The sequence below is a fragment of the Pseudomonas sp. TWI628 genome, from assembly GCF_039673865.1.
In the GTDB taxonomy this organism is placed as follows: domain Bacteria; phylum Pseudomonadota; class Gammaproteobacteria; order Pseudomonadales; family Pseudomonadaceae; genus Aquipseudomonas.
Window position 1 is genome coordinate 120,805 of the sequence record NZ_JBDJMM010000014.1, and the last position, 13,836, is coordinate 134,640.

Annotated in this window: 17 protein-coding genes; 6 read left to right on the top strand and 11 right to left on the bottom strand. The window is 62.3% G+C overall.

The window, feature by feature from the left end; all coding sequences use genetic code 11:
- Nucleotides 1-7: 7 nt before the first annotated feature.
- Both ABE528_RS13005 and tldD read left to right on the top strand, forming a co-directional pair.
- The gene (locus ABE528_RS13005) at nt 8-859 is read left to right on the top strand and encodes a carbon-nitrogen hydrolase family protein (protein ID WP_346653189.1); all 852 of its coding nucleotides are present in this window, start codon (nt 8-10) and stop codon (nt 857-859) included.
- A gap of 2 nt (nt 860-861) precedes the next feature.
- Nucleotides 862-2,301, top strand: a complete 1,440-nt coding sequence (gene tldD / locus ABE528_RS13010; protein WP_152956736.1) for a metalloprotease TldD — start codon at nt 862-864, stop codon at nt 2,299-2,301.
- Nucleotides 2,302-2,342: 41 nt separating this feature from the next.
- On the opposite strand, the gene yjgA is transcribed toward tldD, so the two are convergent.
- Nucleotides 2,343-2,864, bottom strand: a complete 522-nt coding sequence (gene yjgA / locus ABE528_RS13015; RefSeq protein WP_060511316.1) for a ribosome biogenesis factor YjgA — start codon at nt 2,862-2,864, stop codon at nt 2,343-2,345.
- Nucleotides 2,865-2,972: 108 nt separating this feature from the next.
- On the opposite strand from yjgA, the gene pmbA reads away from it, so the two are divergent.
- Nucleotides 2,973-4,319, top strand: a complete 1,347-nt coding sequence (pmbA, locus tag ABE528_RS13020) for a metalloprotease PmbA (protein WP_152956737.1) — start codon at nt 2,973-2,975, stop codon at nt 4,317-4,319.
- A 162-nt stretch (nt 4,320-4,481) separates the two neighbouring features.
- Here the strand turns inward: pmbA and ABE528_RS13025 are convergent, their stop codons facing one another.
- The 10 genes from ABE528_RS13025 to ABE528_RS13070 form a co-directional block, all read right to left on the bottom strand.
- On the bottom strand, nt 4,482-4,754 hold the full coding sequence (locus ABE528_RS13025; protein ID WP_152956738.1) for an HPr family phosphocarrier protein: 273 nt from the start codon (nt 4,752-4,754) through the stop codon (nt 4,482-4,484).
- Between the two features lie 20 nt (nt 4,755-4,774).
- Nucleotides 4,775-5,629, bottom strand: coding sequence for an RNase adapter RapZ (rapZ, locus tag ABE528_RS13030; protein ID WP_346653190.1), 855 nt, complete (start codon nt 5,627-5,629; stop codon nt 4,775-4,777).
- 2 nt (nt 5,630-5,631) lie between these two features.
- Complete coding sequence (gene ptsN, locus ABE528_RS13035) at nt 5,632-6,096, bottom strand: PTS IIA-like nitrogen regulatory protein PtsN (RefSeq protein WP_152956740.1); 465 nt, start codon at nt 6,094-6,096, stop codon at nt 5,632-5,634.
- A gap of 12 nt (nt 6,097-6,108) precedes the next feature.
- Nucleotides 6,109-6,417: a ribosome-associated translation inhibitor RaiA gene (gene raiA, locus ABE528_RS13040; RefSeq protein ID WP_003255135.1), complete on the bottom strand. Its 309-nt coding sequence runs from the start codon at nt 6,415-6,417 to the stop codon at nt 6,109-6,111.
- A gap of 78 nt (nt 6,418-6,495) precedes the next feature.
- Nucleotides 6,496-7,989, bottom strand: a complete 1,494-nt coding sequence (locus ABE528_RS13045) for an RNA polymerase factor sigma-54 (RefSeq protein ID WP_152956741.1) — start codon at nt 7,987-7,989, stop codon at nt 6,496-6,498.
- Between the two features lie 176 nt (nt 7,990-8,165).
- The gene (lptB, locus tag ABE528_RS13050) at nt 8,166-8,891 is read right to left on the bottom strand and encodes an LPS export ABC transporter ATP-binding protein (RefSeq protein ID WP_060511298.1); all 726 of its coding nucleotides are present in this window, start codon (nt 8,889-8,891) and stop codon (nt 8,166-8,168) included.
- Complete coding sequence (gene lptA, locus ABE528_RS13055) at nt 8,892-9,416, bottom strand: lipopolysaccharide transport periplasmic protein LptA (RefSeq protein WP_152956742.1); 525 nt, start codon at nt 9,414-9,416, stop codon at nt 8,892-8,894.
- Nucleotides 9,403-9,975, bottom strand: a complete 573-nt coding sequence (gene lptC / locus ABE528_RS13060) for an LPS export ABC transporter periplasmic protein LptC (protein ID WP_152956743.1) — start codon at nt 9,973-9,975, stop codon at nt 9,403-9,405. The genes lptA and lptC overlap by 14 nt, the downstream gene beginning before the upstream one ends.
- Before the next feature lie 8 nt (nt 9,976-9,983).
- Nucleotides 9,984-10,508, bottom strand: a complete 525-nt coding sequence (locus tag ABE528_RS13065; RefSeq protein ID WP_152956744.1) for an HAD family hydrolase — start codon at nt 10,506-10,508, stop codon at nt 9,984-9,986.
- 14 nt (nt 10,509-10,522) lie between these two features.
- A complete protein-coding gene (locus tag ABE528_RS13070; RefSeq protein WP_152956745.1) occupies nt 10,523-11,497 on the bottom strand; it encodes a KpsF/GutQ family sugar-phosphate isomerase in 975 nt (324 codons plus the stop codon).
- A gap of 247 nt (nt 11,498-11,744) precedes the next feature.
- Between ABE528_RS13070 and ABE528_RS13075 the strand changes: the two genes are divergently transcribed.
- Genes ABE528_RS13075 through mlaD form a run of 3 tightly spaced genes read left to right on the top strand, consistent with a single transcriptional unit; the run spans nt 11,745 to nt 13,836 of the window.
- On the top strand, nt 11,745-12,554 hold the full coding sequence (locus ABE528_RS13075) for an ATP-binding cassette domain-containing protein (protein ID WP_043213285.1): 810 nt from the start codon (nt 11,745-11,747) through the stop codon (nt 12,552-12,554).
- Nucleotides 12,554-13,351, top strand: a complete 798-nt coding sequence (mlaE, locus tag ABE528_RS13080; protein WP_152956746.1) for a lipid asymmetry maintenance ABC transporter permease subunit MlaE — start codon at nt 12,554-12,556, stop codon at nt 13,349-13,351. The genes ABE528_RS13075 and mlaE overlap by 1 nt, the downstream gene beginning before the upstream one ends.
- Nucleotides 13,351-13,836 carry an outer membrane lipid asymmetry maintenance protein MlaD gene (gene mlaD, locus ABE528_RS13085; protein ID WP_152956747.1) on the top strand — a complete coding sequence of 162 codons (486 nt, stop codon included), beginning with the start codon at nt 13,351-13,353 and terminating at the stop codon, nt 13,834-13,836. Before mlaE ends, mlaD begins: the two co-directional genes overlap by 1 nt.

Genomic DNA, 13,836 nt, shown 5'->3' on the forward strand with positions numbered 1-13,836 from the left:
AGTGCCCATGAAGGCAGCGGTCATCCAGATGGTCAGCCAGGACGATGTGCTGGCCAACCTGCAGCGTGCGGGCACCCTGCTCGAACAGGCGGCCTTGGGCGGTGCACGGCTGGCCGTGCTGCCGGAAAACTTCGCGGCAATGGGCCGCAAGGATGCCGCCGCCATCGGCCGCGCCGAAGCCATGGGCGAAGGCCCGATCCTGCCATGGTTGAAACGTACCGCGCGCGACCTCAGATTATGGATTGTTGCCGGTACCTTGCCGCTGCCACCGCAAGGCCAGCCTGAAGCCAAGGCCCATGCCTGTTCGCTGCTGATCGACGAACACGGCGAAGTGGTGGCGCGCTACGACAAGCTGCACCTGTTCGACGTGGATGTGGCCGACAACCGTGGCCGCTACCGCGAGTCCGATGACTATGCCCATGGTGCCCAGGTGGTAGTGGCTGATACGCCGGTAGGGCGCTTGGGCCTGAGCGTGTGTTACGACCTGCGCTTCCCCGAGCTGTACAGCGCCTTGCGCGGCGCAGGCGCGGAACTGATTACGGCACCCGCCGCCTTTACTGCGGTCACAGGCGCTGCACATTGGGAAGTGCTGATCCGTGCCCGGGCCATCGAGACCCAGTGCTACGTGCTGGCGGCGGCCCAGGGCGGTAGCCATCCAGGCCCGCGGGAAACCCACGGGCATGCGGCGATCGTCGACCCTTGGGGGCGGATCGTCGCAGAACAGGCGCAAGGCGAAGCGGTTTTGCTCGCCGAGCGCGACATTGATGAACAGGCGTCCATCCGGGCGCGCATGCCGGTCACCACGCACCGGCGCTTTTTCTCGCAGGACGCCTTGCGGCCTGCGCACACCTCGGAGTGACTATGAGCCAGATGTTATCCACCGTCAGCGAGCAGCTCCTGGCCCCGGGCGGACTCACCCTCGACAGCCTGCAGAGCGTGCTGGGCGAACTGGCCGGCCCCGGCATCGACGCCGCGGACCTGTATTTCCAGGGCCAGATCTCGGAAACCTGGGCGCTGGAGGACGGCATCGTCAAAGAGGGCAGCTTCAACCTTGACCAGGGTGTGGGCGTGCGTGCCCAGTCCGGTGAGAAGACGGGCTTTGCCTACAGCAATGCAATCAACCTTGAGGCGCTGACCTCGGCCGCCCGTGCTGCCCGCTCGATTTCCCGCGCTGGCCAGAACGGCACGGTGCAGGCGTTCCGCAGCCAGGACGTGACGGCGCTGTATGCGCCGGAGAACCCGCTGGACGTGCTCAGCCGTGCCGAAAAGGTCGAGCTGCTCAAGCGCGTCGATGCCGCCACCCGTGCCCTCGATCCGCGTATCCAGCAAGTCAGCGTGAGCATGGCCGGGGTCTGGGAACGCATCCTGATTGCCGCCGCCGACGGCAGCCTGGCCGCCGATGTGCGGCCGCTGGTACGTTTCAACGTCAGCGTCATCGTCGAGCAGAATGGCCGCCGCGAGCGCGGCGGGCAGGGCGGTGGCGGGCGTACCGACTACCGCTTCTTCACGCAAGAGCGCGTCATGGGCTATGCCCGCGAAGCGCTGCGCCAGGCGCTGGTGAACCTTGAGGCTATCCCGGCCCCGGCCGGCACGTTGCCGGTGGTGCTGGGGTCTGGCTGGTCGGGTGTGCTACTGCACGAAGCGGTCGGTCATGGCCTGGAAGGCGACTTCAACCGCAAGGGCAGTTCGGCCTTCAGCGGGCGGATCGGCGAGAAGGTCGCTTCGCAGTTGTGCACCATTGTCGACGACGGCACCCTCCAAGGTCGCCGCGGCTCGTTGAGCGTCGATGACGAAGGCACGCCGACCGAATGCACCACGCTGATCGAGAACGGCATCCTCAAGGGCTACATGCAGGACAAGCTCAATGCACGGCTGATGGGCGCGGCGCTTACCGGCAACGGTCGCCGCGAATCATATGCGCACCTGCCGATGCCGCGCATGACCAACACCTACATGCTGGCCGGCGAAAGCGACCCGCAAGAAATCATTGCCTCGGTGAAGAAGGGCATCTACTGCGCCAACCTCGGCGGTGGCCAGGTCGACATCACCAGTGGCAAGTTCGTGTTCTCGACCAGCGAAGCCTACCTGATCGAAGACGGCAAGATCACCGCTCCGGTGAAGGGTGCGACCCTGATCGGCAACGGGCCGGAGGCCATGAGCCGAGTGTCGATGGTCGGTAATGACCTGGCGCTGGACAGTGGTGTGGGAACGTGCGGCAAGGATGGTCAATCGGTGCCGGTAGGCGTCGGGCAGCCGACCTTGAAGCTGGATGCGATTACCGTGGGCGGTACTGGCGCTTGATGGATGTCCGGGGGCTGCAAGGCAGCCCCAGGCGGCGGGAATCAGCGCAGGCCGCGCTGCATCTCGTCGAGATCGCGGATGTACTTGAACACCTTGCGCGCAGCGGCAGGCGGTTTGTTCCGCGCCTTTTCGTGCTGGGCATGACGGATCAGCGAGCGCATCTGCTGGCGATCGGTTTCGGGGAATTCCTGAACAAAACGCTCAAGGTCTTCGTCATTGCCATCGATCAACCGGTCGCGCCAGCGTTCCAGGCCATGGAAACGCTCGTTGTACTGGCGGCTGGAGGTGTCGATTTGATCGAGCACGGCGTGGATGGCGTCCAGGTCCTGGTCGCGCATCAACTTGCCGACGAACGACATGTGGCGTTTGCGCGCGCCATGGGCGGTGTGCTTGCAGGCTTCGGCCAGGGCTTTGCGCAGCTCGTCGGTGAGCGGCAGGCGCGCCAGGGTATCGGCCTTGACCGTGGTCAGGCGCTCGCCGAGTTCGACCAGTGCATGCAGTTCGCGCTTGATCTGGGTTTTGCTTTTTTCGCCGTCGAAGGCGTCGTCGTATGAATCAACCATGGTGGCAGTCCGCTAGAAATCGCCGCCATGATAACCAGTCGGGGGCCGCTTGTCCGGTCCGGTCGTAGAATGACCCTCGCCGAACGCAGAATTTGAGTGGAGAAAACCATGAGTGCAGTCCAGAGCGTAGGCCCAAAGGACCTGCCAGCGTTGCAGGAGCAGGTCGAAGCGATCATTGCAGAAGCACGCAAGCAAGGCGCCAGTGCCTGCGAAGTGGCGGTATCGCTGGAGCAGGGCCTGTCCACCACGGTGCGCCAGCGCGAGGTCGAGACGGTCGAATTCAACCGCGACCAGGGCTTTGGCATCACCCTCTATGTCGGCCAGCGCAAGGGTTCGGCCAGCACCTCGGCCAGTGGCCCGGATGCCATCCGTGAAACCGTCGCCGCTGCTTTGGCGATTGCCAAACATACCTCCGAGGACGAGTGTTCGGGCCTGGCGGATGCCGCGCTGATGGCCCGCGAGATCCCCGACCTCGACCTTTATCATGACTGGGACATCGAGCCGGAGAAGGCCATCGAGATGGCGCTGACTTGCGAGGCGGCGGCATTTGACGCCGACAAGCGCATCCTCAATGCTGATGGCACCACCCTGAACACTCACCAGGGTTGCCGCGTGTACGGCAACAGCCACGGCTTCATCGGTGGCTACGCCTCGACCCGGCACAGCCTGAGCTGCGTGATGATCGCCGAAGGCGAAGGCCAGATGCAGCGTGACTACTGGTATGACGTGAACCGCCAGGGCAACCTGCTGGCCGACCCGCGCAGCATCGGCGTGCGCGCCGCCCAGCGCGCTGCCAGCCGCCTGGGTGCGCGGCCAGTACCGACCTGCGAAGTGCCCGTGCTGTTCTCCGCCGAGCTGGCCGGTGGCCTGTTCGGCAGTTTCCTGTCGGCCATCTCGGGGGGCAACCTGTACCGCAAATCATCGTTCCTCGACGGCGCCATCGGTCAGCGCCTGTTCCCGTCCTGGCTGACCCTCGACGAGCGCCCGCACATTCCGCGCGCGCTGGGCAGCGCTGCATTCGACGGTGACGGCCTGGCGACCTACGCGAAACCGTTCGTCGACAAAGGCGAGCTGGTGTCGTACCTGCTGGGTACCTACTCCGGGCGCAAACTGGGCTTGCCAAGCACTGCCAACGCCGGCGGCGTGCATAACCTGTATGTCACCCATGGCGTGGAAGACCAGGCGGCGCTGATCCGTCGCATGGGCCGTGGCTTGCTGGTAACCGAGCTGATGGGCCATGGTCTGAACATGGTGACCGGCGATTATTCGCGTGGCGCGGCGGGCTTCTGGGTCGAGAACGGCGAGATTCAGCATGCCGTGCAGGAAGTGACCATTGCCGGCAATATGAAAGACATGTTCCAGCAGATTGTCGCGATTGGCAGTGATCTTGAGACCCGTAGCAATATTCACACAGGGTCGGTGCTGATCGAGCGAATGACGGTCGCTGGCAGCTGATACCCGCCAGAATCCCCGTGACATTGAAACCCGGCCATCGCGCCGGGTTTTTCTTTGATCACCAGGGTTTTGATTCGTTTGAATGCTTCCATGGCCTAGGTATAAAGGCAGCCGCACAGGAATGCACCCTGACAATTGGCAGGGGATATTGCAGAAAGGGGCTTACTCGCCTTCGTCGAAGAAGTTGTTGATCAATGCCACCAGTGCTTCCAGGGCCTCGCCGTCCTGCTCGCCCTCGGTCATCAGGTGCACCTGAGTGCCTTTGCCTGCGGCCAGCATCATCACCGCCATGATGCTCTTGCCGTCCACCAGCTTGTCGGGCGCGCGGCCGACGCGGACCTGGCAGGGGTATTTACCGGCCACGCCGACGAACTTGGCTGCCGCCCGGGCATGCAGGCCCAGCTTGTTGATGATGGTGATTTCGCGGGCGGGCATCGTGCGGTGGATCCTGTGGGCTAGAGGTCGCGGTGGCGGACCTGGACGTTTTTCAGGGATTGCTGCAACAGCTGGCCGAGGCGCTCGGTGATGTAGACCGAGCGGTGGTGGCCTCCGGTGCAGCCAATGGCGATGGTGACATAGGCGCGGTTGCTGGCGGCAAAGCGTGGTAGCCATTTGAGCAGGTAGCTGGAAATGTCGTTGAACATTTCTTCGACGTCCGGCTGTGCGGCCAGGTAGTCTCTGACTGGCTGCTCCAGGCCGGAATGATCGCGCAGCTCCGGTTTCCAGTATGGGTTAGGCAGGCAGCGTACGTCGAACACCAGGTCGGCATCGACCGGCATCCCGCGCTTGAAGCCGAACGACTCGACCAGGAATGCGGTGCCAGGCTCGGGCTGGTTGAGCAGGCGCAGCTTGATCGAATCGCGCAATTGGTAGAGGTTGAGGCTGGTGGTGTCGATCTTCAGGTCGGCAAGGTCGGCAATCGGCCCCAGCAGTTCGCTTTCAACGCGGATCGCTTCGGCCAGCGAGCGGTCGGCGTTGGTCAATGGGTGGCGACGGCGGGTTTCCGAGAAGCGCTTGAGCAGCGTGTCTTCGTCTGCGTCAAGAAACAGCACGTCACACTGGATGTGGCGCCCACGGGCCTCCGCCAGCAGTTCGGGGAAGCGCGACAGGTGGCTGGGCAGGTTGCGCGCATCGATCGAAACCGCCACTTTGGGTTGCAGCAGTTCGGTATTGATCAACGCATTTTCCGCCAGCTGCGGCAGCAGCCCGGCGGGCAGGTTGTCGATGCAGTAGAAACCGTTGTCTTCCAGGACATCGAGGGCGGTGCTCTTGCCGGAGCCGGACCGGCCGCTGACGATGATCAGGCGCATGTTCAGTGCTCGTTCTGTGCGTCCAGGACAACCTGGTACAGGGCCTCGCTGCTACCGGCGGCACGCAGCCGATCGCGGACCTCCTTGCGATCGAGCATGCTGGCGATCTGGCGCAGCAATTCAAGATGGGCATCGGTGGCCGCCTCTGGCACCAGCAGGACGAACAGCAGATCCACCGGTGCGCCATCGATGGCGTCGTAGTCGATCGGCGCATCCAGGTGCAGCAGGGCGCTGACTGGGGACGAGCAGCCTTCAAGTCGGCAATGGGGAATGGCAATGCCATTGCCAAAGCCGGTCGAGCCCAGTTTTTCGCGAGCGATGAGCTTTTCGAAGACGTCTTGCATCTCCAGCCCGTTTACTTGCTCGGCAATCAGGTTGGCGACCTTTTCCAGGGCGCGCTTCTTGCTGCCGCCCGGCACGTTCACCAGGGAACGGCCGGGGGTCAGGATGGTTTCGAGTCGGATCATGGATAAGAGGGATCAGCGGGCGGCTGCACCTTGCAGCAGGCTTTGCTGTTTTTCCTTGTGTTTTTTCAGTTGGCGGTCGAGCTTGTCGGCCAAGGCGTCGATCGCTGCATACATGTCTTCGTGTTCGGCGTTGGCAACCACTTCACCGCCGGGAATCTGCAGGGTCGCCTCGACCTTCTGCTGCAGCTTCTCGACTTTCATGATGACCTGCACGTTGGTGATCTTGTCGAAGTGACTTTCCACGCGAGCGAGCTTTTCAAGCACATAATCGCGCAGTGGCTGGGTGACTTCTACATGCTGTCCACTGATATTGACTTGCATACAGCTTCTCCTTTGTTGCCCGTGCATAAAGAGGCAGGTATTGCACCTGCCCCACAAACGCTGTGGCACATCCAGGGGCTACATCAGTCGCTTGCGCTCGCTCGACGGTGCGATGCCGAGGGACTCGCGGTACTTGGCGACGGTGCGACGGGCTACCTGGATGCCTTGTGCCTCCAGTAAACCAGCGATCTTGCTGTCACTCAATGGCTTTTTCTGATTTTCCGCCGCAACCAGTTTCTTGATGATCGCGCGGATTGCCGTAGACGAGCATTCTCCGCCTTCGGCGGTGCTGACGTGGCTGGAGAAAAAGTATTTCAGTTCGTAGATGCCACGCGGGGTGTGCATGTATTTCTGCGTGGTTACCCGCGAAATGGTCGACTCATGCATGCCCACCGCTTCGGCGATGTCATGCAGGACCAGCGGCTTCATCGCTTCATCGCCGTGGTCGAGGAAGCCGCGCTGGTGTTCGACGATTTGCGTGGCGACCTTCATCAGCGTTTCGTTGCGGCTTTGCAGGCTCTTGATGAACCAGCGCGCCTCTTGCAACTGGTTGCGCATGAAGGTGTTGTCGGCGCTGGTATCGGCGCGGCGGACGAAGCCGGCGTACTGCGGGTTGACCCGCAGGCGCGGGATCGCTTCCTGGTTCAGCTCGACCAGCCAGCGGTCGCTGTCCTTGCGCACGATCACGTCAGGCACCACGTATTCCGGTTCGCTCGACTCGATCTGCGAACCGGGCCGCGGGTTGAGGCTCTGCACCAGTTCGATCACCTGGCGCAGTTCGTCTTCCTTGAGCTTCATGCGGCGCATCAGCTGGCTGTAATCGCGGCTGCCGAGCAGGTCGATGAAGTCGGTGACCAGGCGCTGGGCCTCGCTCATCCAGGGCGTGCTGGCGGGCAGCTGGCGCAATTGCAGCAGCAGGCACTCGCCGAGGGTGCGTGCGCCGACGCCGGCCGGTTCGAACTGCTGGATGCGGTGCAGCACCGCCTCGACCTCGTCGAGCTCGATGTCCAGCTCCGGGTCGAAGCCTGCGCAGATTTCTTCGAGGGTATCTTCCAGGTAGCCCTGGCCGTTGATGCTGTCGATCAGGGTGACGGCGATCAGGCGGTCGGTGTCGGACATCGGTGCCAGGTTCAGCTGCCACAGCAGGTGGCTCTGCAGGCTTTCGCCAGCCGATGTGCGGGTGGTGAAGTCCCACTCGTCGTCATCGTTGCTCGGCAGGCTGCTGGCGCTAGTCTGGTAGATGTCTTCCCAGGCGGTGTCGACCGGAAGCTCGTTGGGGATTCGCTCGTTCCACTCACCGTCTTCCAGGGTTTCGGCACTGGAGGTGCTTTCCTGGAAGCTGTTGTCCTGGGCTTCGGCGGCCGGCTTGTTCTCGGCGTTGTCCGCCATCGGGTCGCTGTTGTCGAAGTCGTCGCCGTCTTCCTGACGTTCGAGCATCGGATTGGACTCCAGCGCTTCCTGGATTTCCTGCTGGAGGTCCAGGGTGGAGAGCTGAAGTAGGCGGATGGCCTGTTGCAACTGCGGGGTCATCGTCAGTTGCTGGCCCATTTTTAGGACGAGCGATGGTTTCATGGCTGGGGCTTAATACCTTGTTCGCCGGCGCGCATGCGCCATCCACTACACGAGGGCGCCAAAGCGCCAAATTCAAGCAAGTTTTATGCCTCAAATTGTAGCGTTTGCCTAGAGCGCTGTAACAACTTAAGCCCCTACAGGGCATTAATGCCAGTGCTCCAGGCAGGACCTGAGGGTCAGAGTCGGAACTCGTGGCCCAGGTAGACTTCCTTGACCAGGTCGTTGGCCAGGATGGTCTCGGCGTCCCCTTCGGCGATCAGTCGACCGTCGTTGACGATGTAGGCGGTCTCGCAGATATCCAGGGTTTCACGGACGTTGTGGTCGGTGATCAGTACACCGATACCCTTGGCCTTGAGGTGATGGATGATCTGCTTGATGTCGCCCACGGAAATCGGGTCGACACCGGCAAAAGGTTCGTCCAGCAGGATGAACTTCGGTGCGGTAGCCAGGGCGCGGGCAATTTCGACACGGCGGCGTTCACCACCGGAGAGGCTCATGCCGAGGTTGTCGCGGATGTGGCTGATGTGGAACTCCTGCAGCAGGCTTTCCAGCTCTTTGCGCCGGCCTTCGCGGTCGATGTCCTTGCGGGTCTCGAGAATGGCCATGATGTTGTCGGCCACCGACAGCTTGCGGAAGATCGAAGCTTCCTGCGGCAGGTAGCCGATGCCGGCGCGGGCGCGGCCATGCATGGGCTGGTGACTGACATCGAGGTTGTCGATCAGTACGCGCCCCTGGTCGGCCTGGACCAGCCCCACGATCATGTAGAAGCAGGTGGTCTTGCCGGCGCCGTTGGGGCCGAGCAGGCCGACGATCTGCCCGCTGTCGATCGACAGGCTGACATCACGCACGACTTGCCGCCCCTTGTAGCTCTTGGCCAGGTGCTGGGCTTTGAGGGTTGCCATTTACTCGGCCTTCTTCTTCGGCTGGATCACCATGTCGATGCGCTGACGTGGTTGAGTCACGTTGCCACCACGACCGGCGGTCGCAACCTGGGTCTTGGTGTTGTAGATGATCTTCTCGCCTTCGGTGGTGTTGCCTTCGTTCTCGACCTTGGCGCGGTCGGTGAGGATCACCGTATCTTTCTGCGCCTGGTACTGGATGGTCACCGCCCAGCCTTTCATCTTCTCTGGCTTGGCCGCGCTCTGCTGCTGCTCGAAGTAGGCCAGGTTGCCCACCGAGGTCACCACGTCGATGTCGCCATTGGCGGCACGGGTCATGGTCACGGTGTTGCCTTTGATCATCATCGAGCCCTGGGTGATGATCACATCGCCGGTATAGGTGGCCACGCCTTGCTTGTCGTCCAGGTGCGCGTTGTCGGCCTGGATGCGGATAGGCTGGTCACGGTCGGTCGGCAGGGCGAAGGCGCTCGCGCTTCCCAGTGCTGCGCTCAGGCTGAGCAAAAGGGGGAGGGTTTTAACGAGCCTCATACTGTCCTCTTACGTTAGAGAGCAAGTCCATCTTGCCTTCTTTCAAATACGCTTTCATTCCTTTGCCCGTAGTTGTGCCACCGGCGCCGTCGATTCTAACGGCTTGCTCGGTCTGCGCATATTGCTTCTGCGGGAATACGGTCATGCGGGAGCTGGTAACCACGAGTTCACGCTGTTTTTCGTCGATGCGTTGCACGCGGACATTCTCGATCAGCTCGACCTCGGTGCCATCCGGGTTGACCTCGGCACGTGCACTCTGCACGTGCCAAGGGTACTCGGTGCCCCGGTACATGTGCAGGTCGGGTGTGGTCAGCAGGGTGACTTCGCTGGCCCTGAGGTGCTCGACCTTGTCGGCGGTCATCTCGTATTGCAGCTTGCCGTCGGGCATGAACTGCACGCTGTGCGCGTTGATCGCGTAGTAATCGATGGCACTTTCGTCAACCTGGGCCACTGGCTTTTCGAGGAAGCTCTCGGGGCTGACATTCCAGTAGCCGATTGCCGCCAGCAGGGCGGTAATCACCGCGAGCAGCGCAATATTGCGGGCTTTCTTGCTGAACATGGGCAGCCTTAAAGGTAGTTGGCGTTGGCAGCGTCCAGGGTGCCCTGGGCCTGCATGATCAGTTCGCAGAACTCGCGTGCAGCACCTTCGCCGCCGCGTGCCTGGGTTACGCCGTGGGCGTGCTGGCGAACGAACGGCGCGGCGTTGGCCACGGCCATGCCCAGGCCTACCCGGCGGATCACCGGCAGGTCGGGCAGGTCGTCGCCCAGATAGGCGACCTGTTCATAGCTTAGGCCCAGTTCGGCGAGCAGGCCGTCGAGCACGACCAATTTGTCTTCGCGGCCCTGGTAAAGGTGAGGGATGCCGAGGTTCTTCGCCCGGCGCTCCACCACTGGGGTCTTGCGTCCGCTGATGATCGCCGTGGTTACGCCTGCGGCCATGAGCATCTTGATGCCCTGGCCATCAAGGGTGTTGAAGGTCTTGAATTCGCTGCCATCTTCGAGGAAGTACAGGCGGCCATCGGTCAGCACGCCGTCAACGTCGAAAACGGCGAGCTTGATCGCCTTGCCGCGTTGCATGAGATCTTGGGTCATCGGTTCGTTCTCCTTTACATCACGCCGGCGCGCAGCAGGTCGTGCATGTTCAGGGCGCCGGTCGGGCGGTCGTCCTTGTCCACGACCACCAGGGCGCTGATCTTGTGGTCTTCCATGATCTTCAGGGCCTCGGCGGCAAGCATCTCGGCGCGAGCCGTCTTGCCATGTACGGTCATCACCTGATCGATCAGTGTGGAGTGCACGTCGATGTTACGGTCCAGGCTGCGGCGCAGGTCGCCGTCGGTGAAGATCCCGGCCAGCTTGCCATCGCTGCCCACGATCACGGTCATGCCCAAACCTTTGCGGGACATTTCAAGGAGCGCGTCCTTGAGCAGTGTGCCGAGCTGTACCTGGGGCAATTCGTCACCGGCGTGCATGACATGCTCGACCTTGAGCAGCAGGCGGCGGCCCAGGGCACCGCCAGGGTGCGAGAAGGCGAAGTCCTCGGCAGTGAAGCCACGGGCTTCGAGCAGGGCAATGGCCAGCGCGTCGCCCAGCACCAGTGCCGCAGTGGTGGAGGAGGTCGGGGCCAGGTTCAGCGGGCAGGCTTCCTGGGTGACGCTGGCGTCGAGATTGACTTCGGCGGCCTGGGCCAGGGGCGAGTCCGGGTTGCCGGTCAGGCTGATCATCTGGATCCCCAGGCGCTTGATCAGCGGCAGCAGGGTAACGATCTCGGCGGTGCTGCCGGAATTGGACAGGGCCAGGATGACATCGTCGCGGGTGATCATGCCCATGTCGCCATGGCTGGCTTCGGCTGGATGCACGAAGAACGCTGGCGTGCCGGTGCTGGCCAGGGTGGCGGCAATCTTGTTGCCGATATGCCCCGATTTGCCCATGCCGACCACCACGACCCGGCCCTTGCTCGCCAGGATCAGCTCGCAAGCCTTGACGAAATTGGCGTCGATGCGGGCCACCAGGCCTTCAACGGCCTCGAGTTCCAGGCGCAGGGTGCGCTGGGCGGAGTGGATCAGCTCGCTGGATTGGCTCATGTCGAAAAGCAATGCCTGATTAAAAGGCGGCGATTATAGCCGCAATACAAGAAAGCCTCATCCTTTCGATTGCCCTCTTGAAAGACATCAATGCCTGTCATTGGCCTGAACGACCTGTTCCATGCCCTTGGGGGCGTGAGGTCAGCAGTGCTATAGTTCGCCGCTATTCGGCCTGCCAAGGGCGCGTGTGCCTTCACGATGAGGGCCAGCGTCCATTAGTGCGAGGCTGCATTAGCAAGGAGTCTAGATGAGTGTGGATAGCGCCTACGCGGTCGAGTTGAAGGGAGTCACCTTCAAGCGCGGTTCGCGCAGCATTTTCAGCAATGTCGACATCCGTATCCCACGTGGCAAGGTCACCGGGATCATGGGACCGTCGGGTTGCGGCAAGACCACGCTGCTGCGCCTGATGGGCGCGCAGCTTCGGCCGTCGAGCGGTGAAGTGTGGGTGGCCGGGCAGAACCTGCCGAGCCTCTCGCGCAGCGACCTGTTCGACGCACGCAAGCAGATGGGCGTACTGTTCCAGAGCGGTGCGCTGTTCACCGATCTCGATGTGTTCGAGAACGTCGCTTTTCCGTTGCGCGTGCATACCCAGCTTTCGGACGAAATGATCCGTGACATCGTGTTGATGAAACTGCAGGCTGTCGGCCTGCGCGGTGCCATCGACCTGATGCCGGACGAGCTGTCCGGCGGCATGAAGCGCCGGGTGGCGCTGGCCCGGGCGATTGCCCTGGACCCGCAGATCCTGATGTACGACGAACCGTTCGTCGGCCAGGACCCGATTGCCATGGGTGTGCTCGTGCGCTTGATCCGTCTGCTCAACGATGCGCTGGGCATCACCAGCATCGTGGTTTCCCACGACCTCGCCGAAACCGCGAGTATCGCCGATTACATCTATGTGGTTGGTGATGGCCAGGTGCTGGGCCAGGGTACCCCCGACGAGCTGATGGGCTCGGACAATCCGCGCATCCGCCAGTTCATGAAAGGCGACCCGGACGGCCCGGTGCCATTCCACTTTCCCGCGCCTGATTACCGCGCCGATCTGCTGGGGGCGCGGTGATGCGCAGAAAATCCTTACTCGAACGTATCCGCCTGCTCGGGCGCTCGGCGATCGACGTGCTGGCCGTGCTCGGGCGCTCGTGCCTGTTCCTGTTCCATGCGCTGGTCGGCCGTGGCGGCATCGGCGGCGGTTTCCAGTTGCTGACCAAGCAGCTGTACTCGGTGGGTGTGCTGTCGCTGGCGATCATTGTCGTTTCCGGCGTGTTCATCGGCATGGTGCTTGCCCTGCAGGGCTACAGCATCCTGACCAAGTACGGTTCCGAGCAGGCGGTCGGGCAAATGGTCGCCCTGACCCTGCTGCGTGAGCTCGGCCCGGTGGTCACCGCGCTGCTGTTCGCCGGCCGCGCCGGTTCTGCGCTGACCGCCGAAATCGGCAACATGAAGTCCACCGAGCAGCTGTCGAGCCTGGAAATGATCGGCGTCGACCCGCTCAAGTACATTGTCGCGCCACGCTTGTGGGCCGGTTTCATCTCGCTGCCGCTGCTGGCGCTGATCTTCAGCGTGGTCGGCATCTGGGGCGGTTCGTGGGTCGCAGTCGACTGGCTGGGCGTTTACGAAGGCTCGTTCTGGGGCAACATGCAGAACAGCGTTTCCTTTACTGACGACGTGCTCAACGGGCTGATCAAGAGCCTGGTGTTTGCCTTCGTCACGACCTGGATTGCCGTATTCCAGGGCTACGACTGCGAACCCACCTCAGAGGGGATCAGCCGTGCCACCACCAAGACCGTGGTCTATGCCTCGTTGGCAGTGCTGGGTCTGGACTTTATTTTGACCGCCTTGATGTTTGGAGATTTCTGATGCAAAACCGCACCCTGGAAATCGGTGTCGGCCTGTTCCTCCTGGCCGGGATCCTGGCACTGCTGCTGCTGGCCCTGCGTGTCAGCGGGCTGTCGGCCAGCCCGAGCAGCGATACCTATAAAGTTTATGCGTACTTCGACAATATCGCCGGTTTGACGGTCAGAGCTAAAGTGACTATGGCCGGTGTAACGATCGGCAAGGTCTCCGCCATCGATCTGGACCGTGATTCCTACACCGGTCGGGTGACGCTGCAACTGGACAAGTCGGTCAACAACCTGCCGACCGACTCCACTGCTTCGATCCTGACCGCCGGCTTGCTTGGCGAGAAGTACATCGGTATCAGCGTGGGCGGTGAAGAAGACGTGCTCAAGGATGGCTCGACCATCCATGACACGCAGTCGGCGCTGGTGCTGGAAGATCTGATTGGCAAGTTCCTGCTCAACTCCGTTGGCAAGGAACCAAAAGAAGCGCAACCGGCTAATTAA

Bases quoted from the DNA above. Each gene is read 5' to 3' on its own strand.
- ABE528_RS13075 (WP_043213285.1), top strand. From the start codon at position 11,745: ATGAGTGTGGATAGCGCCTACGCGGTCGAGTTGAAGGGAGTCACCTTC.
- ABE528_RS13070 (WP_152956745.1), bottom strand. From the start codon at position 11,497: ATGAGCCAATCCAGCGAGCTGATCCACTCCGCCCAGCGCACCCTGCGC.
- ABE528_RS13025 (WP_152956738.1), bottom strand. From the start codon at position 4,754: ATGCCCGCCCGCGAAATCACCATCATCAACAAGCTGGGCCTGCATGCC.
- ptsN (WP_152956740.1), bottom strand. From the start codon at position 6,096: ATGATCCGACTCGAAACCATCCTGACCCCCGGCCGTTCCCTGGTGAAC.
- mlaE (WP_152956746.1), top strand. From the start codon at position 12,554: ATGCGCAGAAAATCCTTACTCGAACGTATCCGCCTGCTCGGGCGCTCG.
- pmbA (WP_152956737.1), top strand. From the start codon at position 2,973: ATGAGTGCAGTCCAGAGCGTAGGCCCAAAGGACCTGCCAGCGTTGCAG.
- lptB (WP_060511298.1), bottom strand. From the start codon at position 8,891: ATGGCAACCCTCAAAGCCCAGCACCTGGCCAAGAGCTACAAGGGGCGG.
- yjgA (WP_060511316.1), bottom strand. From the start codon at position 2,864: ATGGTTGATTCATACGACGACGCCTTCGACGGCGAAAAAAGCAAAACC.
- tldD (WP_152956736.1), top strand. From the start codon at position 862: ATGAGCCAGATGTTATCCACCGTCAGCGAGCAGCTCCTGGCCCCGGGC.
- raiA (WP_003255135.1), bottom strand. From the start codon at position 6,417: ATGCAAGTCAATATCAGTGGACAGCATGTAGAAGTCACCCAGCCACTG.
- rapZ (WP_346653190.1), bottom strand. From the start codon at position 5,629: ATGCGCCTGATCATCGTCAGCGGCCGGTCCGGCTCCGGCAAGAGCACC.
- ABE528_RS13065 (WP_152956744.1), bottom strand. From the start codon at position 10,508: ATGACCCAAGATCTCATGCAACGCGGCAAGGCGATCAAGCTCGCCGTT.
- lptC (WP_152956743.1), bottom strand. From the start codon at position 9,975: ATGTTCAGCAAGAAAGCCCGCAATATTGCGCTGCTCGCGGTGATTACC.
- mlaD (WP_152956747.1), top strand. From the start codon at position 13,351: ATGCAAAACCGCACCCTGGAAATCGGTGTCGGCCTGTTCCTCCTGGCC.
- ABE528_RS13045 (WP_152956741.1), bottom strand. From the start codon at position 7,989: ATGAAACCATCGCTCGTCCTAAAAATGGGCCAGCAACTGACGATGACC.
- lptA (WP_152956742.1), bottom strand. From the start codon at position 9,416: ATGAGGCTCGTTAAAACCCTCCCCCTTTTGCTCAGCCTGAGCGCAGCA.
- ABE528_RS13005 (WP_346653189.1), top strand. From the start codon at position 8: ATGAAGGCAGCGGTCATCCAGATGGTCAGCCAGGACGATGTGCTGGCC.